Source organism: Lentzea sp. CC55 (assembly GCF_021056325.1).
Taxonomy (GTDB): Bacteria; Actinomycetota; Actinomycetes; order Mycobacteriales; family Pseudonocardiaceae; genus Lentzea; species Lentzea jiangxiensis.
Window position 1 is genome coordinate 64131 of record NZ_JAJCXE010000006.1, and the last position, 22440, is coordinate 86570.

Below are 22440 nucleotides of genomic sequence, written 5' to 3' on the forward strand. Positions count from 1 at the left end.
ACCCGTGCAGGGGTGGGCGATGACGCTCCGAAGCGCTACCGTCCCTCTCCTCGGATGTTCATCCGGGGAGAGGGTTCGTGTTTGCCGCCGTTCGGGTGCCGTTGTCGTGTCCACCCGAATTGCCGCGGGCGGCTAATGCGGGAGAGGGTGGGTCGGTGCCCAAGTGGGTGGGACGCGCGACGGTGGTGAACGGCCGTGCACGGACGGCCGACAAACCTCCGATGACGCTCGACGGGCTGACACTGCCCGATGCGCCGTCGTTGCTCGTCGACGCCAAGGGCGTCGTCATGCAGGCGAACCCCGCGGCCGTGGAGCTGGCCGGAGCGCAGGGGGCCGACGACCTCGTCGGGCGCCTGCTCGGTGAGCTGCTCCTCGGCGACACCTCCGACCTGCGGCTGTCGCGCGCGGACGGCAGCGAGACGCCGGTGCGCGTGGCGCGGCACGCCGTTGCGGGAACGGGCCTGCAGGCCGTCCTGCTGATCGACGTCTCGGACCTGTCGGCCGCCGCGGACGCGTTGCGCGACGAGCAGCGCCGCCTGCGCAAGGTGCAGCGGGTCGCGCAGCTCGGCTCCTGGGAGTTCGACCCCGGCACCGGCATGACCGTCTGGTCGGACACCCACTACGAACTGCTCGGCGTGGACCGCGCCACCGTCGTGCCGGGTGCGCAGGCCGTCCTCGACGTCGTGCACCCCGACGACTACCACATGGTCGAGACGTACTGGCACGGCCGCGAGATCACCGGCGACCCGATCGACATCGAGTACCGGATCGTGCGCCCGGACGGCCAGCTGCGGTGGATCCGCGGTGTCGCCGAGGCGCGGCTGGACGACGCGGGCGCCCTGGACAAGATCACCGGCTACATCCGCGACATCACCGAGTCCAAGCGCGCGGCCACCGAGCTCGCCCAGGAACGGGCGCGGCTGCTGGAGGCGCAGCGCATCGCCCGCATCGGCAGCTGGGCGTACGAGACCGGAACGCGCGCCGTGCACCGCAGCGAAGTGCTGATGGAGATGTTCGCCGAGCTCGGCATGACGCCCGACGACGACCTGCTCAGCGGCGTGCACCCGGACGACCGCGCGGCCGTCAAGGCACTGCGCCACCGGCTGCTGCACGCCAAGGACGACGCCCCGGTCGAGGCCGAGGTCCGCAGCGAGATCGGCGAGCGCGTCTACATGTGCCGCGCCCGCGCCGAGATCGCGCCGTCCGGCCGCATCGAGCGCTACCACGGCACCATCCAGGACGTCACCGAGGCACGGGCGCTGGAACGCCAGATGCGCGAGGACCGCCGAAGACTGGCGGACGCGCAGCAGGCCGCCCGCCTCGGCATGTGGGAGTGGAACCCGTCGACGGGCGAGGTCGTCTGGTCGGACATGCTGCGCGACCTCTACGGCATCCCCGCCGACGTGGACGGCAGCTACCACTACTACCTCGACCTCGTGCACCCCGAGGACCGCGCCTGGGTCGACGACCTGTGGCGCCAGCTCGCCGTCGACGAGGTCGCCGTCCAGTGCGAACACCGCGTGGTGCGCCCGCACGACGGCTCGACGCGGATCTTCCGCTGCCACGGCATGATCGTCCACGACGCGCACGGCAAGCAGCTCGCCGTCGGCACCGCCCAGGACGTCACCGAGCAGCGCGCCGCCGAGGCCCGCATGAAGCGCTCCTCGCAGCGCTTCACCGACCTCGTCTCCGTCACCCCGGTCGGCATCGGCCTGTTCGACGAGGGCGAGCGGCTCGTCGACGCCAACGACGCGCTGTGCGACCTGCTCGGCATGGAGCTGGAGCAGCTGCGCGGGATGACCGCCGAGCAGCTCACCCACCCCGAGGACACGTCGCCCGGCCTGCAGTGGGCCGCGGAGCGCACGCAGAAGATCCCGCAGCGCATCCTCGTCCGCCCCGACGGCGAGAAGGTCTACTGCGAGCTGCACATCGCGCTGTCCGTGCAGGACGACGGCCGCCGCTTCTGGCTCATCGTGTTCCTGGACATCACCGAACGCCGCCGCGCCGCCGAGGCGTTGCGCCACCAGGCCACCCACGACGAGCTGACCGGTCTGCCGAACCGCGCCCTGGTGAAGGAGATCCTCGGCAAGGCGCTGGAGGGACCGGACCGCTCCAAGGTCGCCGTGCTGTTCTGCGACATCGACAACTTCAAGCGCGTCAACGACTCCCTCGGCCACGACGCCGGCGACGAGCTCCTCGTCGCCCTGGCGCGCCGGCTGGAGGGCGGCCTGCCCGACGGCTGCACCGCGGCACGCCTGTCCGGCGACGAGTACGTGATCATCTCCGAGGACATCGAGGCCGTGGGCGGCGTGGACGCGCTGGCCACCCGTGTGGCGTCGTTGCTGCGCACCGCCGTTCCCGTGCACGGCCAGCTGGTCCGGGTCTCCGCCTCGATCGGCGCCGCCGTCCCGAACGGCTCGCGCGCCAACGGTGCCGACCTGCTGCGGTTCGCCGACGCCGCCATGTTCGAGGCCAAGCGCGCCGGCGCCGGACGGGTATCGCTGGCCTCGGCGGCGCTGATCGCGTCCGCCGACCGCCAGGTGCACCTCGAGGGCCAGCTGCGCGAGGCGTTGCAGCACGACGGATTGGCGTTGCACTACCAGCCGGTCGTCGGCGTGGACGGCGCCGTGCTGACCGCGGAGGCGCTGGTGCGCTGGCCGCACCCGGACCGCGGCCTGCTGCCGCCGGACGTGTTCCTGCCCGTGGCCGAACAGGGCGACCTGATGCGCGAGCTGGACCGCTGGGTGCTGCGGACGGCCCTGCGCGAGGCCTCGACGTGGCCCGCGCCGGACGGCCGCCCGGTCTCGGTGGCGGTGAACCTCGCGGGCCTCGTACCCGGCGATCCCGAGTTCGTCGACATCGTGTCGACCGCGATCATGGAGTCCGGCGTCCCGTGGGAACGCGTGGTGCTGGAGCTCGTCGAGACCGCGTTCGTCGACCTGCCTTCCCGCGTGCGCCAGTCGATGGACGAGCTCGTGAAGCGCGGCGTGCAGTTCGCCGTGGACGACTTCGGAACGGGCTACTCGTCGCTCGCCCGCCTGAAGGACCTGCCGGCGCAGATCATCAAGGTGGACCGCCGGTTCGTCTCGGGCGTGGGCAACGACTCCTCGGACTTCGCCGTCGCCCGCGCCGTCGTGGACATGGCCAGGGCGATGGGCCGCAAGTGCGTGGCGGAGGGCGTGGAGACCGCGACCCAGTTCCACGTGCTGCGCGGTGTCGGCGTGGACGCGTACCAGGGCTGGTTGTTCTCGCGTCCGGTGCCGCCCAAGGAGTTCCGCGCCGTGCTAGCCCTCGGGCCGCTCCACATACCCCGCGCTGGCTGAGATCTCCGGCAGCAGCGCCGCGATGCGGTGCTTGGGCAGGTCGATCAGCCTCACGTCGAGGTCGTCGGACGCCACCGGGGCGTTGTCGACGATCTCGGCCGCCTGCCGCTTGGTCAGCACGCCCTGCGATGCGGTGATCAACGCCTCGCGCCACACGTTGCGCAGCTTGCCGTGCGCCTTCATGAGGACCTCGCGGACCGTGCGCTCGCCGAGCGACAGCGTGCCGGTGAGCACCTGGTCGGCGACGACGATCGTGGTCTTGCCGTCCGGGTTGTTGCGCAGGAACTTCAGCTTGAACCGGGTCGCCACCAGCTCCTGCAGTTCCTTCTGCCCCGCCTCCGACGACACCGCGGGGTGGTTGTTCGCGACCAGGCACGCCAGGCGTGCGGGCGAGGAGGCCAGCAGCGTCCGCAGCAGCCACGGTCCCGGGTCCGCGGACAGGTCGACGGCGAGCGACGCCGCGCCCTTGCCGACGGGCTCGGCCCACCCGGCCGCGCGGGGCTTGGGCGGCGGTGAGGACTCGGGGCGGGGAGCCAGTTCCGACAGGGCCGCCAGGGCTTCCTTCGACGGGCCGGAGGACTCCACGGACTGCGCGCCGTGGGTGTAGATGCGCGTGCCGCCGGTCACCGCGCGGCGACCCGTGGGGCGGCAGACGTAGAGGTCCGCCGCGGATCCGATGGCCTGCGCGCCGTCGAAGCGGTGGAACGCGGGCAGGATCGCCTCGAAGACCAGTCCGAGCTTCTGCAGTTCCTGCTGGACCTTCAGGCCCAGCGCGGGGGTGCGGTCGGAGAAGCCGTACGCGAGCAGCAGCCGGCCGGAGGCGATGTCCTCCAGCGCTTCGACGCCGCGCCCGGCGAACAGGCCCATGCCCTCCGGCGTGTAGGGCGGGTCGCTGAAGACCAGGTCGAACGACTCGAGCACCGACGTCGGCAGCCCGAAACGCATGTCGCAGTGCAAGGTCCGGACGTCGAGCCCCCGTGCCCGGGCCCGTGAGTCGATGAACTCCAGCAGCCGCTCGTCGAGGTCGACCACCGTGATGGACACCTGCGGGTTGACGGCGGCGACGGCCAGCGACGTCAGGTCGTGGTCGCCCAGGCACAGCAGGCGCCGGCCGGCGAGGTCGTAGGTGGAGTCCAGCCACACCGCGCGGTTGAGAGCGGTCTCCGCCGTCGCCTGCACGTGGTCCAACGAGGACAGCGGCGGTGGGACGTCCGCCACGTCCACGAGGATCTGCCGCAGCACGTCGGTGTGGTCCCTCACACCGGAGACGCCGAACTCCGCGCGGTAGGCCGCGACCAGGCCGGGGGCGATGCGGTGACGATCACCTGAAGTTTCGGCGTCGTCGCCCAGGGCCTTGAGCAGGTCCTGCACCGTGCGGCGCGGGACCGCGGGCAGGCGCACGAGCTCCGCCAGCGGGTGCCAGTCCTCGCTGAGCAGGGACAACACCTCGCGCAGCTTGCGGGCGTGCACACCGCGCTCCGCCACCAACTGCCGAACCTGGTCAATCGTCACAAGCGGTAAACCATACGGCCTGCCACATCGTGGAACGTTGTGCCGGGGTACGCCGAACGAGTTAAGGTCAGTGGGATCTGCATCCAGGGCGGTCCGAATCGGGGAGGCCGTCGCGACCGGAGGGATCCGAAGGGTGATCGAGTTCCGGGCCGTAACCAAGCGGTTCGAGGACGGGACCATCGCTGTGGACGAGCTCGACCTCACGGTCGAGGCGGGCACCATCACGGTGTTCGTCGGCCCCTCCGGGTGCGGCAAGACGACGTCGCTGCGCATGGTCAACCGCATGATCGACCCCACGTCGGGCACGATCCTCGTGGACGGCCGGGACGTCCTGACCGTCGACCCGCCCACGCTGCGGCGCGGCATCGGGTACGTCATCCAGCAGGCGGGCCTCTTCCCGCACCGCACGGTGCTCGACAACGTCGCGACCGTGCCGCTGCTGTCCGGTTGGGACAAGCGCAGGGCGCGCACGCGGGCGGCCGAGCTGCTGGAGATCGTCGGGCTCGACCCGGCGTTCGGCAAGCGCTACCCGGCCCAGCTCTCAGGCGGCCAGCAGCAGCGCGTCGGCGTCGCCCGCGCACTGGCGGCGGACCCGCCGGTGCTGCTGATGGACGAGCCGTTCAGCGCCGTCGACCCCGTGGTGCGCGAGGACCTGCAGAACGAACTCCTGCGCCTGCAAGCGGAACTCGACAAGACGATCGTGTTCGTCACGCACGACATCGACGAGGCGCTCAAGCTCGGTGAGCGCGTCGCGGTGTTCCAAAAGGGCGGGCACCTCGCGCAGTACGCGAAACCGCAGGAGCTGCTCAGCGCGCCCGCCAACGACTTCGTCGCCTCGTTCGTCGGCAGGGACCGCGGCTACCGCACCCTGACGTTCCTGCACGCCGACGTGCCCGTGCACCCCGTCGCCACGGCCAAGCTCGGTGAGCGCATCACCGTCGCGGACTGGACGCTGGTCGTCGACGAGCAGAACCGGCCGAAGGGCTGGCTGTCCGGTGTGGACGGTGAGGTCGAGGTGCGCGAGGACGACCTCGTCTCCGGTGGCTCCCTCTACGACGGCTCGTCGCTGCGGGGCGCGCTCGACGCGGCGCTCAGCTCGCCGTCCGCGCTCGGCGTGGTGGTCGACGGCGCCGGCGCCGTGACCGGCGTGGTGAAGGCCGGCGACGTGATCCAGGCGCTCGCGAAGGCCCGCGCGGCGGGTGAGGTCCCGAAGTGACCTGGATCCTCGAGAACTGGGAGAGGTTCTGGGAGGTCACCGCGGTGCACCTGCGGCTCTCGATCGTGCCGGTGCTGGCCGGGTTCGCGCTCTCCATCCCGCTCGGGTGGTTCGCGAGCCGGTCCGCCAAGGCGCGCGCGGTCCTCTTCCCGCTCGCCAACGTGCTGTTCACGATCCCGTCGATCGCGCTGATCGTGATCACGCCGATCCTGCTCGGCGTCAAAATCCTCGACGAGATCAACGTCATCGTGCCGCTGGTGGTCTACACGGTCGCGCTGATGGTCCGCTCGGTCTGCGACGCGCTGGCGGCGGTGCCGGGCAACGTGATCGCCGCCGCGAACGCGATGGGGTACCGCCCGCTGCGGCGCTTCCTCACCGTCGACTTCCCGCTGGCGCTGCCGGTCACGATCGCGGGCCTGCGGGTCGCGACCGTGTCGAACATCAGCATGGTGAGCGTCGGCGCGCTCGTCGGGCTCGGCGGCTACGGCCAGCTCTTCACCGAGGGCTACCAGACCGACCACACCGAGAAGGTCCTCGCGGGCCTCATCGGGACGGTCGTGCTGGCGGTGCTCGCCGACGGCCTTCTGCTGCTCGTCGGACGACTGCTCACGCCGTGGGCACGGGCGGGGAGGTGAGCTGAATGGGCGCCTGGCTCTTCGACCCCGCGCACTGGTCCGGCCCGACCGGGATCCCGGTGCGGCTGCTGGAACACCTCGGGTACACGCTGCTGACCTTGCTCATCGCCGCGGTGATCGCGATCCCGCTCGGCGCGTTCGTCGGCCACACCGGCAGGGGCGGGTTCGCGATCGTCGGGCTCTCCAACGCCCTGCGCGCGTTGCCGACCACGGCCGTGCTGATCCTCGTCGTGCTGTGGGCGGGCCTCGGCGACTTCCCGGTCTACGTCGCCCTGGTGCTGCTGGCCGTGCCGCCGATCATGGCGGGTACGTACGCCGGTGTGCGCGCGGTGGACCCGATGGCCGTCGACGCCGCGCGCGGTGTGGGCATGCGCGAGTCGGGCGTGCTGCTCAACGTGGAGATCCCGAACGCGCTTCCCCTGATCTACGGCGGCTTCCGCGGCGCCGCGCTGCAGGTCGTCGCCACCGCCACCATCGCCGCCTACACGGGCGCCGGTGGCCTCGGCAGGTTCGTCTTCGACGGCCTCGCCCTGCAGGAGTTCGGACAGATGCTCGCCGGCGCGGTGCTCGTGGCACTGCTCGCCGTTCTCGTCGACCTGGGGTTCGCCGGCCTGCAGCGGCTGACGGTCTCCCCAGGGCTGCGTCCAGCAGGAACCGGAGGAAAGAGATGAAGCGCATCGCGACAGCGGTCGCCGCGGTCATGCTTCTGTCGGCGTGCGGTGGAGATCCGCTGGCCGGGAGCGGCAACAACGAGCCGGCCCCGACGGACACGATCGTCGTGGGCTCCGCCAACTTCCCGGAGTCCCGCCTGCTCGCGGAGATCTACGCGGAAGCCCTGTCCGCCAAGGGCGTCAAGGTCTCCAAGAAGCTGAACATCGGCAACCGCGAGCTGTACTACAAGGGCGTGCAGGACGGCTCGATCGACCTGATCCCCGAGTACACCGGCGTGCTGCTCAAGCACATCAACAAGGACGCCACCGAGGTCGGTTCCGACGAGGTGTACGCGGCGCTCAAGAAGGCCCTGCCGCAGAACCTGGTCGTACTCGACAAGTCGGCCGCGGAGGACAAGGACGCCGTCGTCGTCACCAAGCAGATCGCGGCCCAGTACAGCCTCAAGTCGCTCGACGACCTCGTGCCGTACTGCAAGGACCTGGCCTTCGGCGGCCCACCGGAGTTCCAGAACCGCCCCGACGGCCTGGCGGGTCTCAAGGCGAAGTACAACTGCGAGTTCAAGGAGTTCAAGTCCCTCGACGTCGGCGGCCCGGTGACCGTCGCCGGTCTGAAGGACAACACGGTGCAGGCCGCCAACCTGTTCACCACCGACTACGCGATCAAGGCCAACGAGTTCGTGGTCCTGGAGGACCCGAAGAACGTCTTCGCCGCGCAGAACGTGCTGCCGCTCATCAACGAGAAGAAGGCGTCGCAGCAGGTCCGCGACACCCTCAACGCCATCTCGAGGAAGATCGACACGAAGACGCTGCTGGACCTGAACCAGAAGCTGGCCGGACCGGACAAGCCGGAGCCGGAGAAGGTCGCCAAGGAGTGGCTCGCCGGCGCGGGCATCTGACGTTGCGCGAAGGGCGGGGCGGGCACCTCCGGGTGTCCGCCCCGTCGTCGTTCCCTACAGCGCGAGATCAGCCGTGCGAGCGCACAGATCGACGGTGGTGATCCGGTCGGTGAAGCCGAGCGAGTGGTTGATCCGCCGCATGTGCTCGTTGGCGCTGTTCGTCTCGGTCTCGACGATCTCGATGCCGGTGAGCCGGCGCAGCAGGTGCGCTTTGACCAACCGGCCGATGCCTTTGCCGCGATGGGCGGGAAGTACGCCGGTGTAGCGCTGGTGGCCAACGGAAGGCCGCGAGAGAGTGCGGTGCACAACCGTCACTCCGGCAGCCTCGTCGCCGTACAGCGCGAGGACGACCCACACGTCCACACCGGCTGCGGACAGTGTGTCCTCCTCCTGCCTCACCCGATCCGGCGTGTACGTGGCCAGTTCGATCGCGCTGTCGCCCATGGGCTGGTCCTTCGTGGTGTTGAGCGCGTCGGCGTACGCGTCGAGCAGGTCTTCCGGAGCCCGTCCTGTCCAGTGCGCGAGGCGGTACCCGGCCGGCACCTCACCCGGCTCGGGCAGCGGGCCGGTGAGCACCAAGTGCTGCAGGGTGAGTGAACTGACGACGGCGAAGCCCCGGGCGGTTGCCCAGCGCTCGCCCTCACTGCCCGCGGAAACCCACGAGGCTTCGGCGGTGTCGCGGTCCGCCTGGCGCACGGCGTGCCGGAGCAACGCGGTGCCGATGCCTCTGCCCCGCCGCCGCTCGTCCACCACGACCTCGCCCGTGACGAGATGCGCGTTGTCGCCCGTCGGCAGGTAGCCGCGCGCGTACCCGACGACTCGTCCGCGCTTCCGCGCGACGAGAAACCGCGAACGGCCCCAGCCGATCTCCGGAGTCCGCTGCCTGCGCACCCATCCGCTGAACTCCGGCAGCTCTCGCGACGGCAGAGCGGTCGTCCACCAGGCGACCTGCAGGTCGAACAGGGCGCGCTAGTCGGCTTCGGCGGCATCGGCGATGTCGAGCTCTTTGATCTCGATTTCCCCCATGCCCACCATCGAAGCAGGTCCGTGGCGGCTCGCCGGAGCAGTTACCCCGGTGCCGCGTGACCGCCGATCCGCACCGTCAGCTCCTCCGCCGCCTTGCGGACCTCCTTGGCGAGGTCGGGCCACGTCTGCCCGCACGGCGTGTCGCACAGGTGCCGGAACGTCAGGGTGATGGCCGCGATCGGCCGCTCGCCGTGGTCGAACACCGGCGCCGCCACCGACGCGAACCCCGCCGTCACGAACCCGTCCTCGACGGCCCAGCCCTGGCGGCGTTCCCTGGTGAGCAGCCTGCGCAGCGCCGGCAGGTTGTGCGGGCCCCGGCCGGTTCGGTCGACGAACGCCGCCACGGACGGCAGCAATGCCCTGACCTGCGCCGGAGGTAGGTGGGCGAGCATCGCGCGTCCCGAGGCGGTGAGGTGCGCGGGCAGGCGGACGCCGACGTCGGAGACGATGGACTGCGGCTGGCGGGGCTGCTCGCGGACGAGGTACAGGGCTTCGGCGCCGTGCAGGACGCCCAGGTGGGCGACCTTCTCCATGCGGTCGGCGAGCTTGCGGAGCAACGGGCGGGCCAGGCGTTCCAGCGGGTCGTGGCGCAGGTAGGCGGAGCCGAGCTCGAACGCCGCGACGCCGAGGCCGTAGCGCTTCTCCTCGGGGAAGTGGGTCGCGAAGCCCGCCTCGGTGAGCTCCGAGAGCAGGTGGTAGGTCGTCGACCTGGGCAGGTTCAGCTCCCGCGCGACCGATGCCGCGGAGACGGGCCCCGGCCTGCCCGCGAGCAGCCGGAGGACCGCCAGCCCTCGCCGGAGCGCGGGAACGTCGCTGCTGCTGCCCACGGGGTGATTTTCCCATGTGATCCAGCCCACGCCGTTCCTCCATCAGGGCACACTCAACAGAACAGCGTCGAGCTGCGTCATAGAGGTGTGACGGTTTTGAAGGGGGTCGGGATTGACACCGAGTTTCGATGACTTCGTGGCAGACCAGGTGACCCCGTTGCTGCGCTACGCCACCGTGCTCACGTGCGACCCGCACCTGGCCCAGGACGTGGTCCAGGAAGTCCTGCTGCGCGCGCAGCAGAAGTGGGACCGCATCGGTTCAGTCGACCTCCCTCACGCCTACGTCAAGCGCATGGTGACCAACGAGTACCTCTCGTGGCGCCGGCGCAGGGCCGCCAAGGACGTCGCCCTCTGCATGACGACCCTGGAGTCCGTCACCCCGCCCGTCGGCGACACGACCCACCACTACGACGAGCGGGAAGCCATGTTGCAGCGGATCGCGAAGCTGCCCCGCAAACAGCGGGCCGCGGTCGTCCTCCGCTACTACGAGAACTACGAGGACTCGGAGATCGCACAGATGCTCGGTTGTGCCGAGGGAACCGTGCGCAGCCACATCTCACGTGCGCTGGCCACACTCCGCATGGAACACACGCCGGAGCCCGCTGGTGTCGGGCTGCGGCTCGGGGAGGGCCTGTCGTGAACGACACCGAACAGCTGATCAAGGACGCGCTCGGCAAGCTCGCCGAACGCACCCCGCACCCGGGACCGACGCTCAACGCCCTGCGGCGCAAGCACAAGCGGCAGCGGAACAACATCTTCCTGATCGCGACGGCCGGGGTCGCCGCCGTCACGGTCCTGGTCTTCGGCGGGCTCGTCGCGAGCGACAGGTACGCGCCGCCGACGGGCGGCGACGCGGCCGCCGCGCTCGTCGTGGGCGGCGGGCAGAACGTCGCGCTCAAGTACGCCCCGCGCTGGCTGCCGGAGGGCTTCACCGAGAACTCCCGCACGACGAACAACGCGGTCACACGGGTGTGGGGTCCCGCGGACGGCAAGGCGAGCGTCGTCATCACCACGCTCGGCGGGATGCCGGACACCGGTGGCTGGGACGAGGTCGGCGTGCGCGGGCTGAAGGCGTGGGCGCGGGTCGCGGATGGTGCCGCGTCCGTCGTCTGGAAGGCGCAGGACGCCCTGCAGGTGGCGGTTCGCGGCGTCGACGACGTGCGGGCCGTGGCCCTGCGCGTGGCCGAGTCGGTGCGAGCCGACGCCAAGGCCACGCACCAGGCGCCGTTCAAGGTCGAGGGCAAGTACGCCGACCAGATGTCGGGTGCCGGGGCGGACCGGTGGGACGCGTCGCTGAACCTCGGCTCGGTCACCGTGCACGTGGGGACGCAGAAACCTGAGCTGGCTGCGGCCGAACCGGTGTCCGTGCGCGGCAGGGAGGGCCTGCGCTCGGGTGCCACCGTGGCGGTCTCCGACGGCGGCCGGTGGATCTGGGCCACCTCCAGCGCCTATTCGGACCGGCTGGTCGAGCTGGTGGGCGAGGTCGAACTCGTCGACGCGCCCGACACCGGCTGGATCGGCAAGGGCCTCTAACCGGCCCGTCTGGCATTCCAGACGCCATCACGCGCTCCGGGGTCGCTGAGCCGGCCCCGGAGCGCTGTGATGTCTGCATGCGACAACCGGTGGAGCTGGGTCCGAAGCCTCTGACCCTCGAGGACGTTCATGCCGTCGCCCGCGACGGCGCCCCGGTGGAGATCACCGCGGCCGCCCGCGAGGCGGTCACCACCGCCCGTGGCCACGTCGACCGGCTCGCCACGGCCGAACGCCCCACCTACGGCGTCTCGACCGGGTTCGGGGCGCTCGCCGTCCGGCACATCCCGCCGGACCGCCGTGCCCAGCTGCAGCGGTCGCTGATCCGCTCGCACGCCGCCGGCTCGGGGCCCGAGGTCGAGCGCGAGGTCGTGCGCGCGCTGATGCTGCTGCGCCTGCGCACGCTCGCGACCGGTCACACCGGCGTCCGCCTGTCCACTGTGGAAGCGATGGCCGGGGTGCTGAACGCCGGCATCACGCCCGTCGTGCACGAGTTCGGCTCGCTGGGCTGCTCGGGCGACCTGGCGCCGTTGTCGGCGAGCGCGCTGGCGCTGATGGGCGAGGGCATGGTCCGCAACGCCCGCGACGAGCTCGTCCCCGCCGCCGAGGCGCTCGCCGAAGCCGGGATCGAACCGGTGCGGCTGGCCGAGAAGGAAGGCCTCGCGCTGATCAACGGCACCGACGGCATGCTCGGCATGCTGTCGCTGGCGATCGCCGACCTCACCCGCCTGCTCGACATCGCCGACCTCACCGCCGCCATGAGCGTCGAGGCGCTGCTCGGCACCGACCGCGTCTTCGAACCCGAGCTGCACGCGCTGCGCCCGCACCCCGGCCAGAACGTCTCCGCCGCCCGGATGCTCGCGTTCCTGCGCGACTCCGAGATCGTCGCCTCGCACCGCGGACCCGACTGCACCCGCGTGCAGGACGCGTACTCGCTGCGCTGCTCCCCGCAGGTGCACGGCGCGGCACGGGACACGGTGGCCTACGCGGCGACGGTCGCCGACCGCGAGCTGTCGTCCGTGATCGACAACCCGGTGGTGCTGGCCGACGGCCGCGTCGAGTCCAACGGCAACTTCCACGGCGCGCCCGTCGCGTACGTGCTGGACTTCCTCGCCATCCCGCTCGCGGACGTGGCCTCGATCGCCGAGCGCCGCACCGACCGCATGCTCGACGTCTCGCGGTCGCACGGCCTGCCGCCGTTCCTCGCGGACGACCCCGGCGTCGACTCCGGCCACATGATCGCCCAGTACACGCAGGCGGCGATCGTGTCCGAGCTCAAGCGCCTCGCGGTGCCGGCGTCCGTCGACTCGATCCCGTCCTCCGCGATGCAGGAGGACCACGTGTCGATGGGCTGGTCCGCCGCCCGCAAGCTGCGCAAGGCCGTGGACGGGCTCACGACCGTACTCGCGGTCGAACTGCTCACCGCCGCGCGGGCGCTCGACCTGCGCGCGCCCCTCAAGCCCGCCCCCGCGACGGCCGCCGCCGTGGCGAAGCTGCGCGAGACGGTCCCCGGCCCCGGCCCCGACCGCCACCTCGCCCCCGAGATCGCCGCCGCCGAGGCCCTGATCCGAAGTGGAGCCCTGTCATGACCACCGTGCGCGCTGACCGCGGTACCGAACTGACCGCGAAGAACTGGTCGACCGAGGCCGCCCTGCGGATGTTCCACAACAACCTCGACCCGGACGTCGCCGAGCGCCCCGAGGACCTCGTCGTCTACGGCGGCACGGGCAAGGCCGCGCGCGACTGGCCGTCGTTCGACGCCATCTCCCGCGAGCTGAGGAACCTCGAAGCCGACGAGACGCTGCTCGTGCAGTCCGGACGCCCGGTCGGCGTCATGCGCACGCACGAGTGGGCGCCGCGCGTGCTCATCGCGAACTCGAACCTCGTGCCGGACTGGGCGAACTGGCCCGAGTTCCGCCGCCTGGAGGCCGAGGGCCTCACGATGTACGGGCAGATGACCGCCGGTTCGTGGATCTACATCGGCACCCAGGGCATCCTCCAGGGCACGTTCGAGACGTTCGCCGCGGTCGCCACCAAGCGCTTCAACGGCACCCTCAAGGGCACGCTGACGGTCACCGCGGGGCTCGGCGGCATGGGCGGCGCGCAGCCGCTGGCCGTGACGATGAACGAGGGCGTCGCGCTGTGCGTCGAGGTCGACCCGCACCGCGCCCAGCGCCGTGTGGAGACCCGCTACCTCGACGAGATCGCCCCGGACCTCGACTCCGCGATCGAGCGCGTGCTGGCAGCCAAGGCCGCCGGTGAGGCCGTGTCCGTCGGTGTCGTGGGCAACGCGGCGGAGGTCCTGCCCGAGCTGCTGCGCCGCGAGGTCGCCGTCGACATCGTCACGGACCAGACCTCGGCGCACGACCCGCTGGCGTACCTGCCGGTGGGCGTCGCGCTGGAGGACTGGCAGGACTACGCCGCCGCGAAGCCGGAGGAGTTCACCGACCGGGCGCGGAAGTCGATGGCCGCGCACGTCGAGGCGATGGTCGGGTTCCTGGACCGCGGCGCCGAGGTGTTCGACTACGGCAACTCGATCCGCGGCGAGGCGCAGCTCGGCGGCTACGACCGCGCGTTCGCGTTCCCCGGTTTCGTGCCCGCCTACATCCGGCCGCTGTTCTGCGAGGGCAAGGGCCCGTTCCGCTGGGCCGCGCTGTCCGGCGACCCGGCCGACATCGCGAAGACCGACAAGGCGATCCTCGAGCTCTTCCCGGAGAACGAGCAGCTCGCCCGCTGGATCAAGATGGCGGGGGAGCGCGTCGAGTTCCAGGGCCTGCCCGCCCGCATCTGCTGGCTCGGCTACGGCGAACGGCACCTCGCCGGCCTCAGGTTCAACGAGATGGTGGCCTCCGGCGAGCTGTCCGCGCCGATCGTCATCGGCCGCGACCACCTCGACTGCGGCTCGGTGGCGTCCCCGTACCGCGAGACCGAGGCGATGGCCGACGGCTCCGACGCGATCGCGGACTGGCCGCTGCTCAACGCCCTGGTCAACACGGCGTCGGGTGCGACGTGGGTGTCGATCCACCACGGTGGTGGCGTGGGCATCGGGCGGTCGATCCACGCGGGCCAGGTGACGGTGGCGGACGGCACCGAGCTGGCGGCGCGCAAGATCGAGCGCGTGCTGACCAACGACCCCGGCATGGGCGTCATCCGGCACGTGGACGCCGGGTACGACGAGGCGAAGACGGTGGCCGCCGACAAGGGCGTGCGCATCCCGATGGAGGGCTGATGCTCGACCAGATCGCGGACGTCGGCCGTGACCCCAGGCGTGGCGGCTACTCCCGCCACGGCTACGACAAGCCCGAGCTCGAGCTCCGGCACTGGTTCGTCGAGCAGGCCGTCAAGCGCGGCCTGAACGTCGAGACCGACCGGAACGGCAACCTCTGGGCGTGGTGGGGCGAGCGCGGCGACAACGCGCTCGTCACCGGCAGCCACCTCGACTCGGTGCCCGGTGGTGGCGCGTTCGACGGCCCGCTCGGCGTGACCAGCTCCCTGCAGGCCGTCGACCTGTTGCAGGCCAAGGGGTTCCAGCCGCAGCGACCGTTCGCGATCACGGTCTTCGCGGAGGAGGAGGGCGGCCGGTTCGGCGTCGCGTGCCTCGGCAGCCGCCTCCTGACGGGCGCCATCGACGCGCGGAAGGCCCTCGGCCTCAAGGACCCGGACGGCGTCACGCTCGCCGAGGCGATGAAGGCCGCGGGCTACGACCCGGACCTGGCCGGCCGCGACGAACGGGCGCTGAGGCGCATCGGGCAGTTCGTCGAGCTGCACGTCGAGCAGGGCCGGGGCCTCACGGTGCCGGTCGGTGTGGCGAGCAGCATCCTCGCGCACGGCCGGTGGCGCTTCACGTTCTCCGGCGAGGGCAACCACGCCGGAGCGACTCTGGTCGAAGACCGGCGCGATCCGATGCTCCCGGCCTCGCACCTCGTCCTGGCGGCGCGGAGGGCCGCCAGGGGCGGTGGCCGCGCGACGGTCGGCAGGATCGTCCCCAACCCCGGCGGCACGAACGTCATCGCGTCCACCGTGGACGTGTGGCTGGACGCCAGGGACAGCGACGACGCGCGCACCCGCGCGATGGTCGCGGAGATCTCCGAGGCGGCTCACCAGGCCGCCGAGGAGGAGGGGTGTGAACTGCGGATCACCGAGGAGTCGTACGGCGACACGGTGCACTTCGACGCGGCGCTCCGGGACGACATCGCGGGAGCGCTCGGCGGCGTTCCGGCGTTGCCGACCGGCGCGGGCCACGACGCGGGCATCCTCGCCGCGCACGTGCCGACCGCGATGCTGTTCGTGCGCAACCCCACCGGGGTGAGCCACGCGCCGGAGGAGTTCGCCGAGCAGGCCGACGTCGACGAGGGCGTCAAGGCCCTCGCCGCCACGATCGAACACCTCGGCTCGTGAACTACTGGTGCGAGCGGGCCTGGCTGCCCGGCGGACTCGCGGAACGCGTGCTGATCAGGGTCGAGGGCGGCAAGATCTCCAGTGTGTCCACAGTGGACACGATTCCGCTGGGGGTGCGCAGGCTGCACGGCATCGTCGTGCCGGGCTTCGCGAACGCCCACTCGCACGCGTTCCACCGCGCGCTCAGGGGCCGGACGCACGACGGGGGAGGCACGTTCTGGACGTGGCGCGAGGGCATGTACGCCCTGGCGTCGCGCCTCACCCCGCAGTCGTACTACCGACTGGCCCGCGCGGTCTACGGCGAGATGGTGCTCGCCGGGGTGTCGGTCGTGGGCGAGTTCCACTACGTGCACGACAGGTCCAACGAGTTCGGCCACGCCCTCGCGGCAGCCGCGAAGGACGCCGGTCTGCGGCTCACGCTGCTCGACACGTGCTACCTCACCGGCGGCATCGACCAGCCCGTCAACGAGGTGCAGCAGCGCTTCTCCGACGGCACCGCCGAGGCGTGGGCGAGCAGGGTCGCCGAGCTGAGGTCCGACGACGTCATGAAGGTCGGCGCCGCCATCCACTCGGTCAGGGCCGTTCCCCGGGCCGAGCTCTCCGTGGTGGCGCAGGCCCTCCCGGACGCACCGCTGCACGTCCACCTCTCCGAGCAGCCCGCCGAGAACGAGGCCTGCCTCGCGGCGTACGGCCTCACGCCGACCGGTCTGCTGCACGAGGCAGGCGCGCTCTCGCCCCGCACGACGGCGGTGCACGCCACGCACCTGACGTCCGAGGACATCGCGATCCTCGGGGCCACGGGCACCGGCGCGTGCTTCTGCCCGACCACCGAGGCCGACCTGGCCGACGGCATCGGCCCGGCGCGGGAGCTCGCGGACGCGGGCAGCCCGTTGTCGCTGGGCAGCGACCAGCACGCGGTGATCGACCCGTTGCTGGAGAGCCGCGCGCTCGAACACGGCGAACGCCTCCGCACGGGCCGGCGCGGCCGGTTCTCGCCGGCCGAACTGCTCGACACCGCCACCCGCCACTCCGCGCTCGGGTGGGACGGCGGGCGCATCGAACCCGGCGCGCCCTGCGACCTCGTGGCGATCAGCTGTTCGACGCCGCGCACCGCGGGGTCGTTGCCGCAGCAGGTGCTCCTGTCCGCGACGGCGTCCGACGTGGACACCGTGGTCGTCGGCGGGCGGGTGGTCGCCTCCGGCGGCGTGCACGAGACCCTGGGAGACGTCGGCAGGCTGCTGGCGGACGCGATCGAGGAGCTGTGGGCATGAGCGTGCTGATCACCGGCATCGGTGAGCTGACCACCAACAGCGACTCCGCCGGTGACGCGCTGGTCGTCGACGGCGCCGAGATCGCCTGGGTGGGCAGTGCCGCGAGCGCTCCCGCCGCGGACGAACGGGTCGACGTCGGGGGTCGCGCGGTGCTGCCCGGCTGGGTCGACAGCCACACCCACCTGGTCTTCGCGGGCGACCGCACCGCCGAGTTCGGCGCGCGCATGGCCGGCAAGCCCTACACCGCGGGCGGCATCGCGGTGACCGTGAACGCGACCAGACAGGCCACCGACGCGGAACTGTCCGAGGTCGTCCGCAGGCACGTCGCCGAGGCGCTGAAGCAGGGCACGACGTTCATCGAGACCAAGACCGGCTACGGCCTGAACGTGGCCGATGAAGTCCGCAGCGCGCGCATCGCCGCCGAGCACGCCGACGAGGTCACGTTCCTCGGTGCCCACCTCGTCCCGCCCAGCGAGGACGCCGACACCTACGTCGACCTGGTCCGCGGCGAGATGCTCGACGCCGTCGCACCGCTCGTGCGCTGGGCGGACGTGTTCTGCGAGAAGGGCGCCTTCGACTACGAGCAGTCCAAGGCGGTGCTGGAGGCGGCCGGGGCGAAGGGGCTCGGCCTGCGCGTGCACGGCAACCAGCTCGGCGAGGGGCCCGGCGTGCGGCTGGCGGTGGAGCTCGGTGCCGCGTCCGTCGACCACTGCACCCACCTGTCGGCGGACGACGTCGACGCGCTGGCGTCGTCGGACACCGTCGCCACGCTGCTGCCCGCCTGCGACCTCTCCACCCGCCAGCCGCTGCCGCCCGCCCGCGCCCTGCTCGACGCCGGTGCGACGGTCGCGCTCGCCAGCAACTGCAACCCCGGCTCGTCGTACACCTCGTCGATGGCGTTCTGCGTGACGACGGCGGTCCTGCAGATGCGGATGACCGTCGAGGAGGCGGTGTGGGCGGCCACGGCCGGCGGCGCGCGGGCGTTGCGCCGGGACGACGTCGGGGTCATCAGGCCTGGCGCACGGGCCGACCTGCACGTGCTGGACGCGCCCTCGATCACGCATCTGGCGTACCGCCCCGGGGTTCCGTTGACGCACTCGGTGTGGCGCCGGGGCGTACGGGCCAATTGAGACGGTGGTGCCGGCACCCGTCGTGTGGGCCTGTTGGCGGAAGGTGCCGGGCCGTACGGTGACCCGGTGGTGGATTTCGCCGAGGCCCTGACGAAAGCCGTCGACACCAGCGGCCTCAGTCTCGAACGCATCCAGCACCACCTGGCCGCCCGCGGCATGCAGGTGAGCATCTCGACGCTCAGCTACTGGCGCCGCGGCCGCAGCCGGCCCGAGCGCCCCGAGTCGTTGAAGGTCGTCGCCGCCCTGGAGGAGCTGCTCGAACTCGGCGAGGGGTTCCTGACCGACCGGCTGGGCGACAAGCGGCCGCGCGGGCGCTGGGTCGACCAGTCGATGTCCATCGAGGACATGTGGGACTCGCGGGCCACCGACCTCGGCGAGGTCATGGCGAGGATCGACCGGCTGCAGCCGACGGCGTCGACGTACCTCAGCGTGCAGGACCGGCAGTTCATCGGGCCGGACCGCCGCGAGGTCCGCAACCACTGCACCGGTGTCGTCCAGGCGTTGGAGGACGGGGTCGACCGGTTCCTCGCGATCCAGCTGGCCGACGCCACGGACCTCGGGGTGCCGGCGATCGAGGCGGGTCCGCCGTGCCGGCTGGGAAGGGTGCGCAGCGAGGACTCGACGGGCTTCCTCGTCGCCGAGATCCTCTTCGACCGGATGCTCAGGGCGGGCGAGACGGCGCTGGTCGACTACACGGTCCGGATGAGGCCGGGGGCGGACAGCGAGGTCTGCGACCGGCGTTTCCTGCGGCCCGTCAACGACTACACGCTGCAGATCAGGTTCCACCCGGACGCCGTGCCGGCTCGCTGCTACGAGTTCGCGAGGCCGTCGCTGCACGAGCCGGAGACCGCCTTGAGCGACCTGTGGATCGGGACGACGGCGTCGACGCACATCCACGTGCGGAACTCGAAGCCCGGGATCTACGGAGTGCGGTGGGAGTGGGAGTAGCCGCTACTCCCACTCCCACCGCAAGCGCCCCGGGTCGAGACGATGCGCTCGGCCGAGCCGCATTCGGCCTGCTCATCAGGGGCGCCCAGGATGGCCGTCGCCGCTGCAGGGAGGCGGCGACGGCAAGTGCCTAGACCTTCGGCAACAGGTTCGGCGAACCCGTCCTGACGTCTGTCAACCTGCTCGGCGTGGCCGCGCCGACCAGGGCGGTGCGCACCTGGGCCGGAGTGGCCGCCGGGTTCGCGCCCGGGTGCAGCGCCGCCGCGCCCGCGACGTGCGGGGAGGCCATCGACGTGCCGCCCTGCCGTCGCCCGCCCGCTCCGAGAAGCACCGCCTCCCCGGCGACCGCGGGGGGCGTCAGCACCGCCGTGGGAGCGATGCCCACTGCCGCCGCGACGGCGACATGACGCCGAAGAACCATGGGTTCCTCCTGGCAGGGAATGAACTGGGGAACACCAAGAAACTAACGCGACCTGTGCACCGGATAACAGGTTCGAAACTTCAGACCTCAATACTGTCAAAACTGTGGTCGTGCCTACCCCGCGTGCGGTCTGGGCTGAATTCGATCACGGGCCGTAGCATCCGACCGTGTCCGAATTCGCGGAGGCGCTGACGCTGGCCGTCGAGGCGAGCGGGCTCAGCCTGGAGCGGATCCAGCACCACCTGGAGTCCCGCGGCGTGCAGGTGAGCCAGTCGACGCTGAGCTACTGGCGCAGGGGCCGCAGCCGTCCCGAGCGCCCCGAGTCGCTGCAGGCAGTCTCCGCCCTGGAGGACATCCTCCAGCTCTCACCCGGTTCGCTGACGAGCCGCCTGGGGGACCGGCGGCCGCGCGGCCGGTGGGTCGAGCGCACCACCGCGCTGGAGGGAATCTGGCGGGACGAGGCGATCGACCTCGGCCGCGAGATCGCCCGCGTGCACAGGCTGCTCCCGGCCCCCGCGCGCTACCTCAGCGTGCGGGACCAGGCGGTGATCGGTCCCGACCGGCGCGAGGTGGAGATCCGCAGCAGCGCGGTGATCGAGGCGTTCGAGGACGGCGTCGACCGGATCTTGCTCGCGAAGACCGCCGACGACACCGACCTCTCACCGGGCGACGTCGTGGCCGAGAGGTCGTGCCGCGTCGGCAGGGTGCGCAGGGACCCCGACCGCAAGCTGCTGGTCGCGGAGATCATCCTCGACCGGGTGCTGCGCGCGGGCGACACCGCCCTCGTCGACCTGCGGCTGATCTCCGACCCCGGCGCGGACAGCTCCGCGGCGGACCGCACGTTCCTCCGCACGCTGCGCAACTACGTGCTGGAGGTCGACTTCCACCCCGACGCGGTCCCAGTGCGCTGCTACAGCTTCAGCCGCACGGCGCCGGACGCCCCCGTCGTCGACACGGGCGAGCTGTGGATCGGCACCACCTCCGCCGCCCACCTGCTGGTGCACGAGGCGCAGGCGGGTCACGTCCACGGCATCAGGTGGGAGTGGGAGTAGCTGGAGCAGCTCCACGTGGCACTCGGGCCTCCCGCGAGGCAGGGTGGTGACCATGGAGTACACCCAGCTCGGTCGCAGTGGCCTGTCCGTCTCCCGCCTGTGCCTCGGCACGATGAACTTCGGTCCCGAGACGTCCGAGGCGGACAGCCACGCGATCATGGACCGCGCCCACGAACACGGCCTGAACTTCTTCGACACGGCCAACGTCTACGGCTGGAAGAAGGGTGAGGGCGTCACCGAGAACATCATCGGCAACTGGTTCGCCAAGGGCGGCACGCGCCGCGAGCGGACCGTCATCGCCACCAAGCTGTACGGCAGCATGGGTGACTGGCCGAACGAGACCAAGCTGTCGGCGCTGAACATCCGCCGCGCCGCCGACGCGTCGCTCAAGCGCCTGCAGACCGACTACATCGACCTGTACCAGATGCACCACGTCGACCGGGACACGCCGTGGGACGAGATCTGGGAGGCGTTCTCCGTCCTGCGCCAGCAGGGCAAGGTCATCTACTTCGGCTCGTCGAACTTCGCCGGCTGGCACATCGCCCAGGCCCAGGAGGCGGCGCGCACGCGCGGGTTCCTCGGCCTGGTGTCCGAGCAGTCGATCTACAACCTGATGACCCGCTGGGTCGAGCTGGAGGTCCTGCCCGCGGCCAAGCACTACGGCCTCGGCGTCATCCCGTGGTCGCCGCTGAACGGCGGTCTGCTGGGTGGCGTGCTGCGCAAGCAGCGCGAGGGAGGCACGTCCCGCAGCGCCTCCGGCCGGTCCGCGGACGCGCTGGAGAAGTACCGCGACACGATCGAGGCCTACGAGAAGCTCTGCGCGGAGATCGGCGAGGACCCGGCCAACGTCGGCCTCGCATGGCTGCTGCACCAGGACGGCGTGACCGCGCCGATCATCGGGCCGCGCACCGGCGAGCAGCTCGACAACTCGCTGCGCGCCGCGGAGCTCAAGCTCGACGCGGACGTCCTGGCGAAGCTGGACGAGCTGTTCCCGGCGCCGGGTCCGAACGGGTCGAAGCCCGCTCCGGAGGCTTACGCCTGGTAGTCCGTACTGCTGTGGTGAGGGCGTCGGCGGGTGCCGGTGGTGACGTGGGTGGGCTGGTTCCGGCTCCGGCGGGCTGTGCCTGGTAGGCCGGGCCCGCTGTGCCGGGGCCACTGGCTGCTCGTGTGAGGACGCTGGTGAGGGCGTCGGCGGGTGCCGGTGGTGACGTGGGCGGGCTGGTTCCGGCTTTGACGGCCTACGCCTGGTAGTCCGTACCTGCTGTGGCGAGGGCGGCGGCGGGTGCCGGCACGGCCTGTGCCTCGTGGCCTCGACAAGCCGTGCCGGAGCCACCGGCTGGCTCGCACAGGAACGCCCGGACGTGGTCGTCACGTCCGGGCGTTCCTGTGCGGGTCAGTCCTCGAAGCCGTCGTCGTCGCGCGCCAGGAACGTGGCGAGGCGCTCGACGGGCGTCTCGAACTCCGGGTTGGCGTCGACGAACTCCCGCAGCTTGTCGGCGAGCCACGCGAAGGTGACCTCCTCCTCGCCGCGCCGCTTCTCGAGCTCCTCGATGCCGCGATCGGTGTGGTACATGGCAGGGACTC

At 71.5% G+C, this 22440-nt stretch carries 19 protein-coding genes and 1 pseudogene; 15 read left to right on the forward strand and 5 right to left on the reverse strand.

Going from position 1 to position 22440, the window contains the following annotated elements:
• Positions 1-155 precede the first annotated feature (155 nt).
• Positions 156-3323, forward strand: coding sequence for an EAL domain-containing protein (locus L6E10_RS04380; RefSeq protein WP_236217023.1), 3168 nt, complete (start codon positions 156-158; stop codon positions 3321-3323).
• Here the strand turns inward: L6E10_RS04380 and L6E10_RS04385 are convergent.
• Entirely contained in the window at positions 3285-4835 is a 1551-nt protein-coding gene (locus L6E10_RS04385; RefSeq protein ID WP_236217024.1) for a bis-aminopropyl spermidine synthase family protein, read from the reverse strand. The two genes, L6E10_RS04380 and L6E10_RS04385, sit on opposite strands and share 39 nt — an antisense overlap.
• 133 nt (positions 4836-4968) lie before the next feature.
• On the opposite strand from L6E10_RS04385, the gene L6E10_RS04390 reads away from it, so the two are divergent.
• From L6E10_RS04390 to L6E10_RS04405, 4 genes are read left to right on the forward strand one after another with little or no spacing between them, the layout of a single operon-like run.
• A complete protein-coding gene (locus tag L6E10_RS04390; protein ID WP_236217026.1) occupies positions 4969-6051 on the forward strand; it encodes an ABC transporter ATP-binding protein in 1083 nt (360 codons plus the stop codon).
• Complete coding sequence (locus L6E10_RS04395; RefSeq protein ID WP_236217028.1) at positions 6048-6686, forward strand: ABC transporter permease; 639 nt, start codon at positions 6048-6050, stop codon at positions 6684-6686. The genes L6E10_RS04390 and L6E10_RS04395 overlap by 4 nt, the downstream gene beginning before the upstream one ends.
• Positions 6687-6691: 5 nt before the next feature.
• Positions 6692-7357, forward strand: coding sequence for an ABC transporter permease (locus tag L6E10_RS04400; RefSeq protein WP_090094999.1), 666 nt, complete (start codon positions 6692-6694; stop codon positions 7355-7357).
• Entirely contained in the window at positions 7354-8253 is a 900-nt protein-coding gene (locus L6E10_RS04405) for an ABC transporter substrate-binding protein (RefSeq protein ID WP_236217030.1), read from the forward strand. Before L6E10_RS04400 ends, L6E10_RS04405 begins: the two co-directional genes overlap by 4 nt.
• A gap of 54 nt (positions 8254-8307) precedes the next feature.
• Here the strand turns inward: L6E10_RS04405 and L6E10_RS04410 are convergent, their stop codons facing one another.
• Together L6E10_RS04410 and L6E10_RS04415 are read right to left on the reverse strand one after the other, a co-directional pair.
• Positions 8308-9144 carry a GNAT family N-acetyltransferase gene (locus L6E10_RS04410; protein WP_236217032.1) on the reverse strand — a complete coding sequence of 279 codons (837 nt, stop codon included), beginning with the start codon at positions 9142-9144 and terminating at the stop codon, positions 8308-8310.
• Positions 9145-9320: 176 nt separating this feature from the next.
• Positions 9321-10106, reverse strand: a complete 786-nt coding sequence (locus L6E10_RS04415; RefSeq protein WP_236217034.1) for an IclR family transcriptional regulator — start codon at positions 10104-10106, stop codon at positions 9321-9323.
• A 112-nt stretch (positions 10107-10218) separates the two neighbouring features.
• Here L6E10_RS04415 and L6E10_RS04420 point away from each other — a divergent pair, with 112 nt between their 5' ends.
• The 8 genes from L6E10_RS04420 (at position 10219) to L6E10_RS04455 (ending at position 19383) form a co-directional block, all read left to right on the forward strand.
• Complete coding sequence (locus L6E10_RS04420) at positions 10219-10746, forward strand: SigE family RNA polymerase sigma factor (protein ID WP_236217036.1); 528 nt, start codon at positions 10219-10221, stop codon at positions 10744-10746.
• Complete coding sequence (locus tag L6E10_RS04425; protein ID WP_236217038.1) at positions 10743-11639, forward strand: hypothetical protein; 897 nt, start codon at positions 10743-10745, stop codon at positions 11637-11639. Before L6E10_RS04420 ends, L6E10_RS04425 begins: the two co-directional genes overlap by 4 nt.
• Before the next feature lie 77 nt (positions 11640-11716).
• A complete protein-coding gene (gene hutH / locus L6E10_RS04430) occupies positions 11717-13225 on the forward strand; it encodes a histidine ammonia-lyase (protein ID WP_236217039.1) in 1509 nt (502 codons plus the stop codon).
• Positions 13222-14865, forward strand: a complete 1644-nt coding sequence (gene hutU / locus L6E10_RS04435; protein ID WP_236217041.1) for a urocanate hydratase — start codon at positions 13222-13224, stop codon at positions 14863-14865. The genes hutH and hutU overlap by 4 nt, the downstream gene beginning before the upstream one ends.
• A complete protein-coding gene (locus L6E10_RS04440; protein ID WP_236217043.1) occupies positions 14865-16034 on the forward strand; it encodes an allantoate amidohydrolase in 1170 nt (389 codons plus the stop codon). Before hutU ends, L6E10_RS04440 begins: the two co-directional genes overlap by 1 nt.
• Positions 16031-17305: a formimidoylglutamate deiminase gene (locus L6E10_RS04445; RefSeq protein WP_236217045.1), complete on the forward strand. Its 1275-nt coding sequence runs from the start codon at positions 16031-16033 to the stop codon at positions 17303-17305. The genes L6E10_RS04440 and L6E10_RS04445 overlap by 4 nt, the downstream gene beginning before the upstream one ends.
• Complete coding sequence (gene hutI, locus L6E10_RS04450; protein WP_236217047.1) at positions 17302-18435, forward strand: imidazolonepropionase; 1134 nt, start codon at positions 17302-17304, stop codon at positions 18433-18435. Before L6E10_RS04445 ends, hutI begins: the two co-directional genes overlap by 4 nt.
• Before the next feature lie 66 nt (positions 18436-18501).
• Positions 18502-19383, forward strand: a complete 882-nt coding sequence (locus tag L6E10_RS04455; RefSeq protein ID WP_236217049.1) for a hypothetical protein — start codon at positions 18502-18504, stop codon at positions 19381-19383.
• A gap of 142 nt (positions 19384-19525) precedes the next feature.
• Here L6E10_RS04455 and L6E10_RS04460 read toward each other — a convergent pair.
• Positions 19526-19681, reverse strand: a pseudogene (locus L6E10_RS04460) (S8 family serine peptidase); the annotation flags it as partial.
• A gap of 290 nt (positions 19682-19971) precedes the next feature.
• On the opposite strand from L6E10_RS04460, the gene L6E10_RS04465 reads away from it, so the two are divergent.
• A complete protein-coding gene (locus tag L6E10_RS04465; RefSeq protein WP_236217051.1) occupies positions 19972-20856 on the forward strand; it encodes a hypothetical protein in 885 nt (294 codons plus the stop codon).
• A 52-nt stretch (positions 20857-20908) separates the two neighbouring features.
• Entirely contained in the window at positions 20909-21901 is a 993-nt protein-coding gene (locus L6E10_RS04470) for an aldo/keto reductase (protein ID WP_236217053.1), read from the forward strand.
• A 348-nt stretch (positions 21902-22249) separates the two neighbouring features.
• On the opposite strand, the gene L6E10_RS04475 is transcribed toward L6E10_RS04470, so the two are convergent.
• Positions 22250-22429: a DUF6104 family protein gene (locus L6E10_RS04475; protein WP_236217055.1), complete on the reverse strand. Its 180-nt coding sequence runs from the start codon at positions 22427-22429 to the stop codon at positions 22250-22252.
• Positions 22430-22440 lie beyond the last annotated feature (11 nt).

What these genes read in the sequence shown, in the direction of transcription:
- L6E10_RS04400 (WP_090094999.1), top strand. Translation starts at nt 6,692, where the DNA reads ATGGGCGCCTGGCTCTTCGACCCCGCGCACTGGTCCGGCCCGACCGGG.
- L6E10_RS04405 (WP_236217030.1), top strand. Translation starts at nt 7,354, where the DNA reads ATGAAGCGCATCGCGACAGCGGTCGCCGCGGTCATGCTTCTGTCGGCG.
- hutH (WP_236217039.1), top strand. Translation starts at nt 11,717, where the DNA reads ATGCGACAACCGGTGGAGCTGGGTCCGAAGCCTCTGACCCTCGAGGAC.
- hutU (WP_236217041.1), top strand. Translation starts at nt 13,222, where the DNA reads ATGACCACCGTGCGCGCTGACCGCGGTACCGAACTGACCGCGAAGAAC.
- L6E10_RS04440 (WP_236217043.1), top strand. Translation starts at nt 14,865, where the DNA reads ATGCTCGACCAGATCGCGGACGTCGGCCGTGACCCCAGGCGTGGCGGC.
- hutI (WP_236217047.1), top strand. Translation starts at nt 17,302, where the DNA reads ATGAGCGTGCTGATCACCGGCATCGGTGAGCTGACCACCAACAGCGAC.
- L6E10_RS04470 (WP_236217053.1), top strand. Translation starts at nt 20,909, where the DNA reads ATGGAGTACACCCAGCTCGGTCGCAGTGGCCTGTCCGTCTCCCGCCTG.
- L6E10_RS04475 (WP_236217055.1), bottom strand. Translation starts at nt 22,429, where the DNA reads ATGTACCACACCGATCGCGGCATCGAGGAGCTCGAGAAGCGGCGCGGC.